Annotated in this window: 19 protein-coding genes; 7 read left to right on the top strand and 12 right to left on the bottom strand. The window is 71.5% G+C overall.

All coding sequences use genetic code 11. From position 1 onward, the window contains the following. Positions 1–22: 22 nt before the first annotated feature. The 5 genes from ACIRSS_RS27760 to ACIRSS_RS27740 all read right to left on the bottom strand — a co-directional run bounded on the left by ACIRSS_RS27760 (position 23) and on the right by ACIRSS_RS27740 (position 3,182). Positions 23–529: an SRPBCC domain-containing protein gene (locus ACIRSS_RS27760; protein WP_400899918.1), complete on the bottom strand. Its 507-nt coding sequence runs from the start codon at positions 527–529 to the stop codon at positions 23–25. Next, on the bottom strand, positions 526–849 hold the full coding sequence (locus ACIRSS_RS27755) for an ArsR/SmtB family transcription factor (RefSeq protein ID WP_400899916.1): 324 nt from the start codon (positions 847–849) through the stop codon (positions 526–528). The genes ACIRSS_RS27760 and ACIRSS_RS27755 overlap by 4 nt, the downstream gene beginning before the upstream one ends. Before the next feature lie 120 nt (positions 850–969). After that, positions 970–1,236 carry a DUF2510 domain-containing protein gene (locus tag ACIRSS_RS27750; RefSeq protein ID WP_400899914.1) on the bottom strand — a complete coding sequence of 89 codons (267 nt, stop codon included), beginning with the start codon at positions 1,234–1,236 and terminating at the stop codon, positions 970–972. Between the two features lie 87 nt (positions 1,237–1,323). Beyond that, positions 1,324–2,691: a gluconate:H+ symporter gene (locus ACIRSS_RS27745; protein WP_400899912.1), complete on the bottom strand. Its 1,368-nt coding sequence runs from the start codon at positions 2,689–2,691 to the stop codon at positions 1,324–1,326. Next, positions 2,688–3,182, bottom strand: coding sequence for a gluconokinase (locus tag ACIRSS_RS27740; RefSeq protein ID WP_400899910.1), 495 nt, complete (start codon positions 3,180–3,182; stop codon positions 2,688–2,690). Before ACIRSS_RS27740 ends, ACIRSS_RS27745 begins: the two co-directional genes overlap by 4 nt. 101 nt (positions 3,183–3,283) lie before the next feature. Here ACIRSS_RS27740 and ACIRSS_RS27735 point away from each other — a divergent pair, with 101 nt between their 5' ends. From ACIRSS_RS27735 to ACIRSS_RS27725, 3 genes are all read left to right on the top strand, one after another. Next, positions 3,284–3,967 carry a FadR/GntR family transcriptional regulator gene (locus ACIRSS_RS27735; RefSeq protein ID WP_400899908.1) on the top strand — a complete coding sequence of 228 codons (684 nt, stop codon included), beginning with the start codon at positions 3,284–3,286 and terminating at the stop codon, positions 3,965–3,967. A gap of 40 nt (positions 3,968–4,007) precedes the next feature. Beyond that, positions 4,008–4,898, top strand: coding sequence for a cobalamin biosynthesis protein (locus tag ACIRSS_RS27730; protein WP_400899906.1), 891 nt, complete (start codon positions 4,008–4,010; stop codon positions 4,896–4,898). 63 nt (positions 4,899–4,961) lie between these two features. Further along, positions 4,962–5,396 carry a hypothetical protein gene (locus ACIRSS_RS27725; RefSeq protein ID WP_400899904.1) on the top strand — a complete coding sequence of 145 codons (435 nt, stop codon included), beginning with the start codon at positions 4,962–4,964 and terminating at the stop codon, positions 5,394–5,396. 29 nt (positions 5,397–5,425) lie between these two features. Here ACIRSS_RS27725 and ACIRSS_RS27720 read toward each other — a convergent pair whose 3' ends face one another. The 4 genes from ACIRSS_RS27720 to ACIRSS_RS27705 form a co-directional block, all read right to left on the bottom strand. Beyond that, positions 5,426–6,040 carry an FMN-binding negative transcriptional regulator gene (locus ACIRSS_RS27720; protein WP_400899902.1) on the bottom strand — a complete coding sequence of 205 codons (615 nt, stop codon included), beginning with the start codon at positions 6,038–6,040 and terminating at the stop codon, positions 5,426–5,428. A 50-nt stretch (positions 6,041–6,090) separates the two neighbouring features. Continuing rightward, positions 6,091–6,924, bottom strand: a complete 834-nt coding sequence (locus tag ACIRSS_RS27715) for an SURF1 family protein (protein ID WP_400899900.1) — start codon at positions 6,922–6,924, stop codon at positions 6,091–6,093. Positions 6,925–6,984: 60 nt separating this feature from the next. Further along, positions 6,985–7,443 (bottom strand): low molecular weight protein-tyrosine-phosphatase, encoded by a 459-nt coding sequence (locus ACIRSS_RS27710; RefSeq protein WP_400899898.1) that lies wholly within the window; start codon positions 7,441–7,443, stop codon positions 6,985–6,987. Between the two features lie 231 nt (positions 7,444–7,674). Further along, a complete protein-coding gene (locus ACIRSS_RS27705) occupies positions 7,675–8,232 on the bottom strand; it encodes a chorismate mutase (protein WP_400899896.1) in 558 nt (185 codons plus the stop codon). A 31-nt stretch (positions 8,233–8,263) separates the two neighbouring features. On the opposite strand from ACIRSS_RS27705, the gene ACIRSS_RS27700 reads away from it, so the two are divergent. The 4 genes from ACIRSS_RS27700 to ACIRSS_RS27685 all read left to right on the top strand — a co-directional run bounded on the left by ACIRSS_RS27700 (position 8,264) and on the right by ACIRSS_RS27685 (position 12,877). Next, entirely contained in the window at positions 8,264–9,085 is an 822-nt protein-coding gene (locus ACIRSS_RS27700) for a Nif3-like dinuclear metal center hexameric protein (protein WP_400899894.1), read from the top strand. Between the two features lie 10 nt (positions 9,086–9,095). Further along, on the top strand, positions 9,096–9,833 hold the full coding sequence (locus tag ACIRSS_RS27695; RefSeq protein ID WP_400899892.1) for a zinc ribbon domain-containing protein: 738 nt from the start codon (positions 9,096–9,098) through the stop codon (positions 9,831–9,833). Then, positions 9,830–10,951, top strand: coding sequence for a bifunctional RNase H/acid phosphatase (locus ACIRSS_RS27690; protein ID WP_400899890.1), 1,122 nt, complete (start codon positions 9,830–9,832; stop codon positions 10,949–10,951). The genes ACIRSS_RS27695 and ACIRSS_RS27690 overlap by 4 nt, the downstream gene beginning before the upstream one ends. A 183-nt stretch (positions 10,952–11,134) precedes the next feature. Beyond that, complete coding sequence (locus ACIRSS_RS27685; protein WP_400899888.1) at positions 11,135–12,877, top strand: hypothetical protein; 1,743 nt, start codon at positions 11,135–11,137, stop codon at positions 12,875–12,877. Positions 12,878–12,880: 3 nt separating this feature from the next. Here the strand turns inward: ACIRSS_RS27685 and ACIRSS_RS27680 are convergent, their stop codons facing one another. The 3 genes from ACIRSS_RS27680 to sfnG form a co-directional block, all read right to left on the bottom strand. Then, positions 12,881–13,261, bottom strand: coding sequence for a contact-dependent growth inhibition system immunity protein (locus ACIRSS_RS27680; protein ID WP_400901869.1), 381 nt, complete (start codon positions 13,259–13,261; stop codon positions 12,881–12,883). Between the two features lie 12 nt (positions 13,262–13,273). Next, positions 13,274–14,515, bottom strand: a complete 1,242-nt coding sequence (locus ACIRSS_RS27675) for an SLC13 family permease (protein WP_400899886.1) — start codon at positions 14,513–14,515, stop codon at positions 13,274–13,276. Between the two features lie 167 nt (positions 14,516–14,682). Then, positions 14,683–15,795 (bottom strand): dimethylsulfone monooxygenase SfnG, encoded by a 1,113-nt coding sequence (gene sfnG / locus ACIRSS_RS27670; protein WP_400899884.1) that lies wholly within the window; start codon positions 15,793–15,795, stop codon positions 14,683–14,685. Positions 15,796–15,810 lie beyond the last annotated feature (15 nt).

Raw genomic sequence — 15,810 nt, 5'->3', positions numbered from 1 at the left:
GAGACAGGCCCCGCCAGACCCCCTACGGAACCAGGATCTCGCCGGTCTCCAGCAGGGACTTGAGGTCGGAGAGCACCCAGGCCCAGCCGCCCCCGGCGTTCTCGCCCGGCCCGGCGTTGATGTCCTCGTGCACGCCACCGACCATCTCGGCGGTCAGCGGCGCGCCGGTGACGTCGTGGGTGACGGTCAGTCTGGTGCCGGCGGTCTTCGTCGCTTCGATGTCGTAGGTGAGCGTCGTGTACGGCTCGGCGCCCATCCCTTCCGGGCCCAGCAGCAGTTTCCAGGTGATGACGAGCTTGCGCGGCGGGTCGACTTCGAGGACTTCGCCGTCGACGAGGTCCCCGGTGAACCCGGCGTCGATGAACGCCTGCGTCGGGCGGGTCCGGTGCTTGCCGCCGACCTTGAGGTCGAAGTCGGCGAGGCCGGTGTAGCCGTACTTCTGCGTCCACTCGGGCTTGGTGATGGCTTCCCAGATGCGCTCGGGGGTGGCCTTGATGTAGACGCGGTGGACCTGCACGGTGGTCGTCATGGTTCTTCGCCTTCCAGTTCGTTCTTGAGGTCGAGCAGGGCGGTGACGTGGCGTTCGGTGTACTTGTCGATCCACCGGTCGTGGATCTCCCGGATCGGCACGGGGTTGAGGAAGTGCCGCTTCTCGCGACCTTCCTTCCGCGCGACGACGAGTCCGGCCTCTTCGAGGAGCTTCAGGTGCTTCATGACGCCGAAGCGGGTCATGTCGACCTGGGTCTCCAGCTCGGTGAGCGTGCGGCCGTCGCGCTCGAAGAGCAGGTCGAGCAGGAACCGGCGGGTCGGATCCGCCAGCGCCTTGAACACCAGGTCGTCGTCGGGCACGTCAGCGAGAATAGGTGACCAAAAGGTCACATGTCAACGTAGGAAGAAGGCCGCCACCCTGTGCGGGTGACGGCCTTCGGTATCGGCTGGGTTGCGGTGGCGGCTTCCGCCGCCGCCCGGTTACGTCGTCGGCGCGAAGGACGGCGTCCACTGCGCGCCGTCCCACCACTGCGTCGAGCCGGGCTGCGTGGGTGACGGGTACCAACCGGGCGGTGGCGCGGCCGGGGGCGCGGGCTGGGCCTGCTGTTGCTGCTTGGCCTGGGCCTGCTGGAGTTTCGTCTGGACACGCAGCTCCTTCAGCTGGGCCTTGGCCACGCGCTGCTTCTTGCTGCTGCCGCGGACAGCACCCATCGTGCCGACCATCAGCGTCTTCCGGATGAGTCCCATGCGATCCCACCTTCCCGTCGCGAACGTCCGGAAGACGCTGATCGGGTCGGCGGTGTTACGCGTAGATCGGGATCGTGACCTCGTCCGCTAAACGACCAGCGACAGCGGCAGGATCAACGCGATCGCCACCACCGAAATCAGCGTCTCCATCACCGACCAGCTCTTCAGCGTCTGCCCGACCGACAGCCCGAAGTACTCCTTCACCAGCCAGAACCCGGCGTCGTTGACGTGCGAGAAGAACAGTGACCCCGCCCCGATCGCCAGCACCAGCAGCGCGCTGTGCGACGGGTCCATCCCCGCCGCCAGCGGGGCGACGATGCCCGCCGCCGAGACCGTGGCGACCGTCGCCGAACCCGTCGCCAGCCGGATCGCCACCGCGACCAGCCAGCCGAGCAGCAGCGGTGACAGGTTCGCGTCCTTCGCCAGGCTGGTGATGACGTCGCCGACGCCCGCGTCCACCAGGGTCTGCTTGAAGCCGCCGCCCGCGCCGACGATCAGCATGATCCCCGCGATCGGGCCCAGTGAGTCGGCGAGCACAGTGGACAGCCGCGCGCGGTCCAGGCCGGCGGGACGGCCGAGCAGCACCATGCCCACCAGGACCGCCGCCAGCAGCGCGATCAGCGGGTCACCGATGAAGTCCAGTACGCGGCGCGCCTGGTTTTCCTTGCCCAGCAGGATGTCCGCGAGCGCTTTCGCCAGCATGAGCACGACCGGCAGGAGCACCGTCGTGAGCGTCGCGGCGAAGCTCGGGCGCGGCTTGTCCGTGTCGGCGCGCTCCGGGACCAGGCGCTCGGGCGGCGTCGCGTCCGGGACGAGCCGGGCCGCCAGCTTGCCGAACAGCGGGCCCGCGACGACGAGCGTCGGGATGCCGACGAGCAGGCCGAACGCCAGCGTCACGCCGACGTTCGCGTTCAGCGCGCCCGCCGCGGCGAGCGGACCGGGGTGCGGCGGGACCAGGCCGTGCAGCACCGAAAGCCCGGCGACCGCCGGAATTCCCAGCAGCATCAACGGTTTCCCGGTGCGCTTGGCCGCGAGCAGCACGACCGGGATGAGCATCACGAGCCCGATCTCGAAGAACATCGGCAGCCCGATCAGCGCCGCCACGAGGGCCATCGCCCAGGGCAGCGCGGCGCCGCGGGCCTTGCCGAGCACGGTGTCGACGATCTGGTCGGCACCCCCGGAGTCGGCCAGCAGCTTGCCCAGCATCGCGCCGAGGGCGATCAGGATGCCGACCGACGCGACCGTGCTGCCGACGCCGGTCGTGAAGCTCTTCAGCAGTTTGTCGACCGGCATCCCGGCGGTCAGGCCGAGCACGAGCGAGCCGAGCACCAGCGACAGGAACGGGTGCAGCTTCACCTTCGTGATCAGCACGACGATGACGGCGATCGCGACGACGGTCGCGACGATCAGGCGGGTGTCGTGGCCGGTCCAGCCGGCGGCGAGGACGGTGTTCACGCGTGCTCCTGGAAAGCGGTCAGGGCGGCTTCGGTGATCTCAGCCGGCGTTTCGCGGATGTCGAAGATCGCGCCGGGCTCGTCCGCTTCGAGCGGTTCCAAGTCGGCGAGCTGGGAGTCCAGCAGGGACACCGGCATGAAGTGACCCGAACGCGACTTCATGCGTTCGGCGAGGATCTCGCGGTCGCCGTGCAGGTGGGCGAACCAGACGTCGCCGCCGGTCCGCAGCACGTCGCGGTACCGGCGCTTGAGCGCGGACGACGTCACGACGCCGCCGGAGTCCTGGTGGTCGCGGATCCAGCCGGCGATGGCCTCGAGCCAAGGGGCGCGGTCGGCGTCCGTCAAGGGATGCCCCGCCGTCATCTTGTCGATGTTGGCCTGCGGATGGAACGTGTCCGCCTCGGCGTATTCGACGCCCAGCGCGTTCGCGAGCGCCGTGCCGATCGTCGTCTTGCCGGAGCCTGACACCCCCATCACCACGATGACGGTCATCCGCACCTCCACTTCGTTGTGCCCAGGTGAGTCAAACTCAAAAGTACTACTTATTCAAGATGAAGTACTACTTAATCGAGTCAGATCGCTAAGTTGGCCAGGTGAAGCACGAACAAGCATTGGACGCCCTCGGCGCGGCGATCGCGAACGGAGAGCTGGAGCCGGGCACCGTCCTGCGCTCCGATGAGCTCCAAGAGCGCTTCGGTGCTTCACGGACGGTGGCGCGCGAAGTCGTCCGGGTGCTCGAGACGATGCGCCTGACCAGCAGCAAGCGCCGGGTCGGCGTGATCGTCCGGGACCAGGCGGAGTGGAACCACTACGACCCGCGCCTGATCCGCTGGCAGCTCGACGGCCCCGCGCGCCCGGCGGCCCTGGCGATGCTGAACGAGCTGCGCTCGGCGATCGAGCCCTGCGCGGCGCGGTACGCCGCCCTGCGCGCGACGCCGGAGGAGCGCGGCCGGCTCGGCGCGCTGGGGGAGCGGCTGGCGCGCACGGCCCGGGCCCGCGACCTCACGACGTTCCTCGAGTTCGACATCGCGTTCCACGACCTGCTGCTCGGCGCGTCCGGGAACCCGATGTTCGCGCAGCTGTCCGAGGTCGTCGCCGAGGTGCTCACCGGCCGGACCGGGCACGGGCTGATGCCGCCGGAACCGCAGCCCGAGGCGGTGGCGTGGCACCTGGAGGTGGCCGCGGCGGTGGCCGCCGGGGACGCGGACCGGGCGGAGCGGGCGATGCGCGACATCGTCGTCCAGGCGCGTGACGAGATCGCCGCGCTGGTCGAGTAGCCTCGTCGGGTACTGGACTTTCTTCCGCCGGGGGGCACGGGTGAGCGCGGCGCGCGCGATCGGACTGGTGTTGGGCGTGGCGGCCGACGGCGCCCTCGGCGACCCCCGTCGGCGCCTCCCGGTGACGGCGTTCCGCCGCCTCCCGCAGCGCACGGGCGCGGTGGTCGCGGGCGTCGCGGTGGCCGGCGGCCTCCTGCTCGAACGCGCCGGCCGCGGCCGCCCGCTGGTGCAGGCGTCGGCGACGGCCGTGACGACCTGGGCGGTCCTCGGCGCGGCCGGCCTGGCGCTGCAGGGCACGGAGCTGGCCCGCGACCTCGAGGAGTCCCGCTTCGACCCGGCCCGCGCGACACTGTCCGAACTGGACCCCCGCGTCGCCGACGGCCTGGACCTGGTGGGGCTGTCGCGCGCCTCGGTGGAAACGGTCGCGGAGAACACGTCGGACGCGGTGGTCGCTCCGCTGGTCTGGGGCGCGGTCGCGGGTGTCCCTGGCCTGCTCGGAGCGCGCACGGTCAGCCTGCTGCGCCGGGCGCGCGTGGGCCGGCCGGGCCACTGGGCGATCGACCGGCTCGACGAGCTGGTCCACCTGGTCCCGACCCGCGTGGCGGCGGCCTTGACGGTGCTGGCGGCCCCGGTCGTCGGCGGTTCGGCGGGGGGCGCGTGGCGGGCGTGGCGCCGCGACACGATCGCCCACCCGAGCCCCAACGCGGGCCGCGTCGAGGCGGCGTTCGCCGGAGCCTTGGAAGTTCGCGTAGGCGGGCGGACGGTCTACCCGCACGGGGTGGCGGAGCTGCCGGTGCTGGGGGTCGGGCGGAACCCCGATGCCGGGCACGTGACGCGGGCGGTGGAGCTGTCCCGCGTCGTCGGGTGGCTGGCGGGGGTCACCTCGGTCCTGCTCGCGGTCGTCGCGGGTCTCTGGCGCCGCTCGCGTTGACGTTGTAACTCCTCCGCGTATCGACAGGCGTAGGCAACGCTTCGCGATAATGGGAGGATTTTCGTGCGGTACAAGCACATTGCGGTGGGCGTGGTCACCGCGAGCCTGTTCACCCTCGTCGTCACCGGCACCGCCGAGGCCAAGCGCCACTGCGGGCCCACCTACGAGCAGGACGGCTTCGGCAGCCTGGGCACGTCGTTCACGCTGAAGTCCAAGCACGACGACGACGGGCCCGGCGGGTCGTTCGTCGTCGGCGAAGAGTTCGAGATCCACACCAACGTCGCCGGCCAGACCTGGAGCATAACCTTCGCCGACAACGGCAAGGTCTTCTTCACCGGCGACGACGTCTCGGCGACCACGGGGATCCGCGAGCAGCACCCGACCGCCAACCAGCCGGGCGTCACCCAGCACATGACCGCGGACGCGGTGAACCACACCACGGGCGAGACCATCCACGGTTTCCTGGACGTGCTCCCGGTCCCGGGCTGCGGCGGCTGACGCGATCCGTGCGTCGCGGCTGAGGGCCCTCAGCCGCGGCGGCGCAGCTGCGCCAAGGCCTCCGCGTCGAGCCGCCCGCCGCGTTCGGCCAGCTTGCCGCCGATCCGCGCGCGGTCCTCGGGGGTCTTGTTCCCGCCGAACTTGAACTTCGCCCGCACCCCGGTGATCGTGAACTCGATCCCGCGGATCCCGGGCAGCAACCGCCGGTCCGGCGCCTCCGGCGCGCTCACCGGCGCCCGCGCGCCGTCCGGTTCGAAGTGCCGCAGCTGCTTGTCCAGCAACGCCGCCTTCGCCTCCGGGTCGTCGACGAGCCGGACGTCACCCTCGAGCTGCACCGTCGCGTAGTACGACGTCGGCACCCCGACCGCCGGGTCGCCGGCCGTGTTCCAGTCCGCGCGGACGTACGTGTAGTCGTCGACGACCGTCAGCAGCGCCCGCGGGTGCTCCTCCAGCAGCGGCCAGATCGGGTTGGGGCGCGCCAGGTGCGTGAGGATCGTGTCGTCGCCGTCGAACGCGAAGTGCGCCGGCGTCACCACCGGCAGGTCGCGGCCCGCGCCGCCGGCGATCAGCTGGCCGAAGTCGTGCCCGGCCAGCCACGCGCGCCATTCCGCGTCTTCGGCGGCGTCCCAGGGGTGGATCAGCATGACCCCAGTGTCACCACCGCAAGTGGCCTTGCCGAAGGTCCATTGCGGCGCTATTTCTGATGGCCACTTTCGGCGAGCTCGTCTTCGGCCAGGATCTCCGCGACGGACTTCCGGCGCGTCGGCGCCTCCGACGTCGGGTCCAGCGCACCGCCCGGCTTCAGCTCGCGCACGGTGAAGTACAGCCAGCCCAGCAGCGCCATCGCGCCGAACGCGATCCACTGCAGCGCGTAGGACAGGAACGGCCCGGAGTCGGTCTGCGGCAGCGGCAGCGCGCCCAGCACGCCGGGCTGGCCGGTGTCGAGCTGGAAGTACCCCGGCCGGATGTCGAGCTTCGCGGCCCGCGCGACCACCCGCGAGTCGACGACGTAGCTCTGCAGCTGCCCGCCGGTCGACGCGTCGGCGAAGGCGTCCCGGTTCTTCGGGTCGGTCTCGTCGGCGCGCACCCGCGCGGTGACCTGCACGATCCCGGGCGGCGGCGGCGCGTACGGCAGCACGCCGGACTTGCTGTCGAGCCGGACGTACCCGCGGTCGATCAGGACGACGGTGCCGTCGGTGGTCCGCAGCGGCGTCAGGACCTCGAAGGCGCCCTCGCCCTGGACGGTCCGCAGCCGCGCGACGACTTCCTTGTCCGCCAGGTACTGGCCGCTGATCGAGACGAGGTGCCATTCGGTGCGCTGGTCGGGCACGCTGCCCGGCGGCAGCAGCTGCGCCAGCGGCAGCGGCGCGGCGGTGAAGGACGCCTCCAGCGCGGAGTTCTGCTGCTCGCGTTCGGCGTTGCGGCTGAACTGCCACGGCGAGAGCAGCGTGAAGCAGCAGATGGCGAAGGCGAACACCACCACCGTCAGAGCCAGCCACCCGGGCTTGAGCAGGAACCGCAACCGCACCCCACCACGGTAGGCCGTACCCCGGCGCGCCCGCCCGCCGACCTCCGCCGGTTGTGACCTCTACCCGCGCGAACGCACCCAATCCAGCAAACCGGGCACCGAGCGTTCGATCATGCCGAGGACGTCCTCGAAACCGTCGTCACCGCCGTAGTAGGGGTCCGGGACCTCGGCGCCTTCGGGCGCGGACGGGTCGAAGGAGCGGAGCAGCCGCACCTTCGCCGGATCGTCGACGCGAGCGCGGAGGAACTCGGCGTGCCCCTCGTCGGCGGCCAGCAGGAGGTCGGCGTGGAGGTCTTCGTCGGACACTTCGGAGGCGACGTGTTCGGAGGGGTAGCCGTGAGCTTCGAGCGTGGCGCGGGCCCGCTTGTCGGCGGGTTCGCCGGCGTGCCAGGGGCCGGTGCCCGCGCTGGTCACGCGGACATCGTCGATTCCGGACTCGTCGAGCTTCGCGCGGAAGACGAGTTCGGCCATGGGGGAGCGGCAGATGTTGCCGGAGCAGACGAAGACGAGGTGCGTCACGCCCGCGAGCGTAACCGGCCGGTTCACCCGGTCACCCGCTCGCTCGGCGGTACCCGGCGCCCCGCGGCGCCACTTAGCGTCGATCACGCGAGGACGCGAACCGGAAGGAGAGCGACATGCACGGGTGCTGCTCGAAGTGCACCGGACAGGGCTGCGGCTGCTGCGGCAACTGCAACTGACGCTGCACCGGCGCTCGCGGCGGCGGCAGTGGACCCGCCGCCGGGGCGCCCCCTAAGCCGGCAAGCAGGTCGCCGACGTCGCTTCGCCCAACGCTCGCGCGTGCAGCGCGTCGAACCGGTGCACCACGTCCGCCACTCCCGCCGCCACCAGCTGCCGCGCCGGGCACAGGCGAGACTCACGCAGCGACAACGTCGCCGCCAGCTCCGTCAGCAATCCCGCGTTCACCCGATCGATCACCGGGCGGATCTGGCCCAGATCGGGCCGGGTCGTCGGCACCTCCGACGGGTGCGCGTCCCAGCGCGCGTACCACCCGCGCTGCACCAGCTTGTTCGCCTCGATCTGCGCGCGGAAGAACCGCACCGCGTCTGCCGGGTCCAGGCCCAGCGCCGGCGCCTGCGCCGACACCGAGTCGTAGATCTGCTGCTCGCGCACCGGGTCGTCGATCGGGGACGGCGTGCCGTACTTCGCCGCCGCCACCTGGTCCGCGATCGCGACGCGCTGGGCCGCCAGGTCCGTCAGGCGCCACAGGCCAGGAGCCGAAGCCGACGCCGGGACCGACGCCAGGACCAGGCCCGACACCACCGCGAAGAGCACAGCCAGTACTCGCATGGCCCGCGACCGTACATGCGAAGATCCCCCGGTGCCCGCGCTTTCCGAAATCATCACCGTCCTGGAGCAGGCGTACCCGCCCGCGCTCGCCGAGTCGTGGGACGCCGTCGGCCTCGTCTGCGGCGACCCCGCCGAGCCCGTCACGCGCGTGCTCTTCTGCGTCGACCCGGTCGCCGAAACCATCGACGAAGCCGCCGCCCTCGGCGCGCAGCTGATCGTCGCCCACCACCCGCTGCTCCTGCGCGGCGTGCACGGCGTCCCGGCCGACACCGCCAAGGGCGCGCTCGTCCACCGCATGATCCGCGACGGCATCGCGCTCTTCTGCGCGCACACCAACGCCGACTCGGCCGACCCCGGCGTGTCCGACGCCCTCGCCCAGGCGATCGGGCTGCGCGTCACCGGCCCCCTCACCCCCAACGAAGACGGCGTCACCGGCATCGGGCGCCTCGGCGAGCTGCCCGAGGCCGAGCCGTTCGCGCGGTTCGTCCAGCGCGTCGCCGACGCCCTGCCCGCGACCGTGCCCGGCGTCCTCGGCGCCGGGGACGCCGACCGCCCGATCCGCACCGTCGCCGTCTCCGGCGGCGCCGGGGACTCCTACCTGAAGCAGGCCACCGCGGCCGGCGTCGACGCGTTCGTCACCGCCGACCTGCGGCATCACCCCGCCGGCGAGCACCTGGCGAACCCGGGCGCCGTGCCCGCGCTGGTCGGGCTGACCCACTGGGCCAGCGAATGGCCCTGGTGCGGGCAAGCCTCGGCGGTCATCGGCAACGCGTTTGCGGGTAACGTCGACACCTACGTCTCCACGCGGTGCACCGACCCGTGGAACGTCCGCGCCGAGCGCACATCGAATTAAGAGGAGCACCGTGAAGGCCGAACCCGCCGTGCAGCGCCAGTTGCTCGAGCTCGCCAAGGTGGACGCCGAGCTCTCGCGCACCGCGCACCGCCGCCGCACCCTGCCCGAGCTGGCCGAGATCGACGCGGGGGAGAAGACCGCCCGCGAGCGCCGCGACGCGCTCGTGTCCGTGGAGACCGCCGCCTCCGACCTCGACCGCGAGATCGCCCGGCAGGAGAAGGAGATCGAGTCGGTGCGCGCCCGCGAGGACCGCGACCGCAAGCTCCTGGCGTCCGGGTCGGTCAACTCGAAGCAGATGACCGACATCGAGCACGAGCTGCAGACCCTGCAGCGCCGCCAGAGCGCGCTCGAGGACGACCTGCTGGAGCTGATGGAGCAGCGCGAGGCCCTCGGCCTGGACGCGCAGCGCACCGGCGCCGAGGTCGACAAGGCCGAGGCCGAGGTCGCCGCCGCCATCGCCCGCCGCGACGAGGCGTTCAAGGACCTGGACACCACCCGCGCCCGCCGCGACGAAGACCGCGCGAAGCTGCTGCCGCGCTTCCCGGAGCCGCTGCTCAAGCTGTACGAGCGCGTCCGCGAGCACAAGGGCATCGGCGCCGCGCTGCTGCGGGCCCGCCGCTGCGGCGCCTGCCAGCTGGAGATGGACCGCAACACGATCGCCGAGATCAAGGCCGCGCCGGAGGACGACGTCATCCAGTGCGAGAACTGCGGCGCGATCCTGGTCCGGACCATGGAGTCGGGTCTGTGACCTCGCATGTCATCGTCGAAGCCGACGGCGGGTCCCGGGGCAACCCGGGGCCGGCCGGCTACGGCGCGGTCGTCAAGGACAGCGATGGCGAGGTCCTCGCCGAGCGCAAGGAAAGCCTCGGCGTCGTCACGAACAACGTCGCGGAGTACAACGGCCTGATCGCCGGGCTGACCGCCGCGGCCGAGCTCGGAGCGTCCACTGTGGACGTCCGGATGGACTCGAAGCTCGTGGTGGAGCAGATGTCCGGGCGCTGGAAGATCAAGCACCCGGACATGCAGCCGCTCGCCGAACGCGCCAAGGAACTGGCGGCCGGCTTCTCGCGCGTGAAGTACGAGTGGATCCCGCGGGCGGAGAACTCCCACGCGGACCGGCTCGCGAACGAAGCCATGGACGCGGCCACCGGGAAGCCCGCCGCCGGGAAGCCCGCGCCGAAGCTGCCGACCCGCAAGCCCGACCGCGCCGCCGTGGCCTGGACCGGCGCGAAAGGCACTCCGACCCGGCTGCTCCTGCTGCGCCACGGCCAGACGGAGATGTCGGCGCTGCGCCGCTACTCCGGCCGCGGCGACGTCCCGCTGACCGAGCTGGGCCGCTCCCAGGCCGCCGCGGCGGCGAAGCGGCTGGCCGCGATGGACGGCCTGGTCGTCGACGGCGAGGCCGTCCCGATCATCTCGTCGCCGCTCACGCGCACGAAGCAGACCGCGCAGGCCGTTGCCGACGCGCTCGGCGGCCGCGTCGAGACCCACCCCGGCCTCATCGAGACCGACTTCGGCGACTGGGAGGGCCTGACGTTCGCCGAAGCGGCCGACCGCGACCCCGAACTGCACTCCTCGTGGCTCGGCGACAGCTCGGTGCCGCCGCCCGGCGGGGAGAGCTTCGAGGTCGTCCACCGGCGCGTCCGCAAGGCCCGCGACGAGCTCATCGCCGAGCACGGCGGCAAGACGTTGGTGCTGGTCAGCCACGTGACGCCGATCAAGACGCTGCTCCGGATGGGCCTCGACGCGGGACCGCAGCTGCTGTTCCGGCTGCACCTCGATCTGGCGTCGCTGTCGATCGTCGAGTTCTACCCGGACGGGAACGCTTCGGTCCGGCTGGTCAACGACACCTCACACCTGGCCTGACCCGGAAAATGTGGGGTGGATCACGGTCAACGCCGACGCGTGGCGGACCCCCGATGGGGTATTGGCTAGAGTGTCTCGACCGCGTCGCCGCGGTGGCGGATCCACGGCTGGGTCCACTTCAGGGGGCGCCAGCTCGCGCGTATCCCACCGGCAGAAGCCTGCGGGCGGAACAGTGACGAGGACATGACGGCTAGCGCACTCACCGAGACCTCCCCGAGCGACGTCCCCGAGGACCCGGCGCCCGCGACGACCACGCGCGGCCTGGGCGCGCGCCTGGCGCCGGTGCTGGCCGTGCTCGCCGGCGTCGCGGCGGTCGCCGCCCACGCCACGCGCTACGGCCACTGGATCGTCGACGACGCCGCCATCACCTTCTCCTACGCCCGCAGCTTCGCCGACGGCCTCGGCCCGGTGCTGCAGCCGGGCGCCCCGCCGGTCGAGGGCTTCTCCGACCCGACGTGGATGGTGCTGCTCGGCCTCGGCAAGCTCGTCGGCCTCTTCGACCACGGCTCGCTCTTCGGGCTCCCGGACTACGTGCTGTTCCCGAAGGCGCTGGGCCTGCTGTTCACCGGCGGCATCCTGACCGCCTGCTACATCGCGGCGAAGCAGATCTTCACGCGCTTCGCGTGGCTGGCGACGCTGGTCGCCGGCCTGACGCTGGCGACGATCCCGTCGTTCGTCATCTGGGTCGTGTCCGGCCTGGAGAACTCGCTGTTCGCGTTCGCCGTCGTCACGCTCGCGGTGACGTTGTTCGTGGCGGTCCGCAACGACCGGCTGCTGACCCCGAAGGTCGCGCTCTGGGCCGGTGTCATGGTCGCGTTCGCGGCGCTGACCCGGCCGGAAGGCCTGATCTACGCGGGCGCGTACCCGCTCGCGGCGCTGTTCCTGCTGCGCGGCGGCCTGTTCTGGAAGAGCTTCCGGCTGGCGCTGCTGTCGGTGGCGGCGTTCGCGGTGCCGTTCGGCGCGTACGTCGTCTGGCGGCACGCGGAGTTCGGGCGGCTGCTGGCCAACCCGTCGGTGGCCAAGCAGCAGGGCCTGCCCGGCATCGACGCTCTGAAGCGGCCGTTCGAGCTGGCGGGCTACGCGGGCTGGGCCGGCGTGGTCCTGCTGGCGCTGGTGATCGTGTTCGCGCTGGTCAAGGCGCCGTGGCGGCGGTCGCTGGTCGCGCTGCTGGTGCCGCTGGGGCTGGGGATCGTCGCGTACGGCGTGATGGTCGCCGACTGGATGTACCAGCACCGGTTCGCCAGCCCCGTGTGGCCGCTGGCCGTCATCGCGGGGACGCTGTCGGCGGGCGAGCTGCTGAAGCACCGGCGGGCGTTGCTGCGGATCGGGATCGTGGTCGTGCTGGTGGGGGCGTTCGTCCCGTCGGCGGTCGGGTTCGCGGCCGCGGCGGACAAGTTCGCGAAGAACCCGAACATCACGGCGTGCCTGGTGGCCGACCGCTTCGGCCGCGGCTTCAACACGTACGCGGACATCCTGGGCATCGGCAAGGCGTCGCTGCTGCTGCCGGACCTCGGCGGTTCGTCGATGACGAGCCGGCTCGAGCTGGTGGACATGGCGGGCCTGGTCAACAAGCCGATCGCGGACCTGGTCCACGACAACGACCTGGCGGGCCTCCGGAACTACGTGTTCGACACGGTGAAGCCGACGTTCATCCACTCGTGGGGCCCGTGGGCCGCGGGCAACGGCATCGCGCTGGACCCGCGCCTGGACCGCGACTACGTGCTGATCTATTCGTCCCCGATCGAGGGCCTGCGCAACGGCGACTGGGTGCGCAAGGACGCGGTGACGGACCCGGCGAAGCTGAAGGCGGCCCAGGACTACGCGGCGAAGACGATCCCGGCAGTGGCGGCGGACCGCTTCGGCGGCCCCCTGGACGACTGCGGCGCGACGATGAAGCCGGGCCAGACGATCTCGATGCCCGGCTGAGCCTCAGCGGAACACGTCGATCTGCCGCTGGACGCTTTCCGGCGTGCCAGGCTGGTTGTCGAGCCTCTCGACCACGCTCGACGCCCGGCGGAGTTCGCCGGGGTGCCGTCGCCAATGGGCCGGCGGCACCTTCAGCAAGGCGACCAGCAGGTCGCCGGGGTAGCAGTCGCCCTCGGCGAGGGGATCCCGCTCCAGGAGGTCGAGCGCGAGCGGCACGAGCAGCTCGATGCTCACCCGCTGGAGCAGCAGGAGCCGGAGATCTTCGGCACTCAGGTCACCGACCGGCTTGCGCCGGAGCTCGTGAGCCGTTCGGACCAGGCGGGTCGCGTCGGCGGGCGGGCCGCCCCAGGCCTGGCCTTCGAGCTGCTCGAGGCTCAGCGACATGTCGGCCACGGGCTAGCTCGCCACGCTCAGGCTCAGCCACAACGCTCCCGTCGCCGCGGCCAGGCACACGGGCGTTGTGATCGCCCCCAGGACGTGGAACGTCTTCGCCGACGGGTGCTCCGGCAGCGTGCGGCGCCACAGCAGGGTCGCCAGCGAGCCGAGGTACGTCGCGTTCGGGCCGATGTTCACGCCCAGCAGGACCGCCAGCAGCACGCCCGGCGCCGGGTGGGGGCCCAGGACCGACAGCAGGATCAGCGTCGCCGGGAGGTTGTTGACCAGGTTGGCCAGGAGGGCCGCCACGCCCGCGGCCACGAGGAGGTCGAGCAGGCCCGTCGACGTCGGCAGGACGTCGCGCAGCAGCCCGCCGAGGACGTGCTCCGAGACCGCCTCCACGACGACCGCCAGCCCGAGCACGAACAGGACCAGCTGCGGCGACGCCTCGGTGACCAGCTGCCACGGCTTGATCTTGCCCAGCGCCAGCGCCCGGACGCCCAGGATCAGCGACGCCAGCGCCGCGATCCACACCGGCTCGACGTGCCCCAGCTGGCCGACCCCGAAGCCGACGAGCGTCAGCGCCAGGATGACGAGCGCGAACGTCGGCGTCTCGAGGTGCTGCTTCGGGTCGGCGGTCTCGCGCGGACGCAGGTCGGCGGCGAAGAAGCGCAGGAACACCAGCAGTTCGATGCCGATCGTGACGAGCCACGGCAACGCCATCATCGCCGTGAAGCCCGCGAAGGTCAGCCCCGACGCGGCGAAGGCGAGGAGGTTCGTCAAGTTGGACACGGGCAGCAGCGTCGACGCCGAGTTCGCCAGGTGCGCGCAGGCGTAGACGTGCGGGCGGGGCGGGAGCTTCAGGCTGGTGGCCGTCGCGAGGACGACCGGCGTGAGCAGGACGACGGTGGCGTCCAGGCTGAGGATCGCGGTGACGCCGGCCGCCGCGGCGAAGGTGAGCACGAGCAGCCGGCGAGGTTTGCCGTGGCAAGCCTCGGCCAGGCGGTTGCCGAGCCAGGTGAAGACGCCGTCGACACTGGCCAAAAAGGACAAAAGCAGGATCGCGGCCAGGAAGCCCAGGGTCGGGAGGATTTCGACGGCCCGGTGCCCGGCCGCCGCCGGCCGCACGAGACCGAGCAGCAGCGCCAGCCCGGCGGCCGGCACCGCGGCGACGGCTTCGGGCCAGCCGCGCGGACGCACGATGGCGAAGACCAGCACGGCGGCGAGGAGCGCCAGGCTTCCCGCCCCGGCCCAGAAGTTCACGCTCCCACGCTAATCGACGCCCGGCGCGGCCCGCCGGGGGCGCCCCCGTTTTCCACGCTACCGGAAGGCACCGACAATTCCGCGAGCCCGGCGGCGGCCCGCTCGAGCGCGGCCCGGTTTTGTCGGTGGTCGCGAGTAAAGTGGAAAACGGGGGCGCCCCCGCGGGCTCAGACTCCCAGCGGCTCGGGGGTGGCCGCGCCGCGGGCGAGGTCCTGCTCCTTCGCCCGGATCACCGGCAGCACCTCCTTGCCGAAGTGCTCGACGTCCTCCAGGTAGTGCAGGAACCCGAGCAGCAGCAGGTTCGCCCCGCGCTTCTTGTACTCGATCGCCCGGTCCGCGATCTGCTCCGGCGTGCCGATCAGCTTGGTCCGGAACCCGTCGTTGTACTGCACCAGGTCTTCGAACCCCGAGTCCGCCCACATGCCCTTAGAGTCCGAAGTGGACTTCCCGGCCTGGGCCACCGCCGACCGGAACCCTTCCACCGCCTCGACGTTCGCCTTCGCCACGATCTCGCGAAGCACCGCGCGCGCCTCACTTTCCGAGGAGCGCGCGATCACGAACCCGTTGAGTCCGAAACGGACGGTCCTTCCATGGGAAGCGGCGTACCCCTGCACCTCCGAAACCTGCTCGGAGAACCCGTCGAAGTCCTTGCCGTTGCTGAAATACCAGTCCGACACGCTCCCCGCCAGCTTCCGCGCCGCCGTGGAGTTGCCGCCCTGGAAGATCTCCGGGTGCGGGGCCGCGACCGGCTTCGGCTTGATGTCGAAGTCGTGGATGCGGTAGAAGTCGCCGCGGAACTCCGCGTGGTCGTTCGTCCACAGCTCGCGCAGGACGCGGATGAACTCCTCGGACCGCCGGTAGCGCTCGTCGTGCTCCAGCCAAGGTTCACCCAAGCCGGTGAACTCGCCCTTGAACCAGCCGCTCACCACGTTCACCGCCGCGCGGCCGCCGGAGATCACGTCGGCGCTCGCGATGAACTTCGCCAGCACGCCGGGGTGCCACAGTCCCGGGTGGACGGCCGCGATCACCTTGAGCCGCTGCGTCGCGAGCAGCAGCGCCAGGCTGAAACCAGTCGACTCGTGTTGGTACGCCGCGCCGTAGCTGGCCGTGTAGCGCACCTGCGAAAGCGCGTACTCGAACCCGCTGTTTTCGGCCAGCACCGCCAAATCTCTGTTGTACTCGTAACCCCAGTCCGTCCGCTGTTCGATGTCGGACGTGACGAGGCCACCGCTCACGTTCGGGACCCAGTAGGCGAATTTCAACGGCTCTTCGAGGGACATGGCCCGAGTAGAGCA

The sequence above is a fragment of the Amycolatopsis sp. NPDC101161 genome (assembly GCF_044768185.1).
In the GTDB taxonomy this organism is placed as follows: Bacteria; Actinomycetota; Actinomycetes; order Mycobacteriales; family Pseudonocardiaceae; genus Amycolatopsis.
The sequence above is the reverse complement of the archived record's forward strand: the minus strand, read 5'-3'. Positions and strand labels throughout refer to the sequence as shown.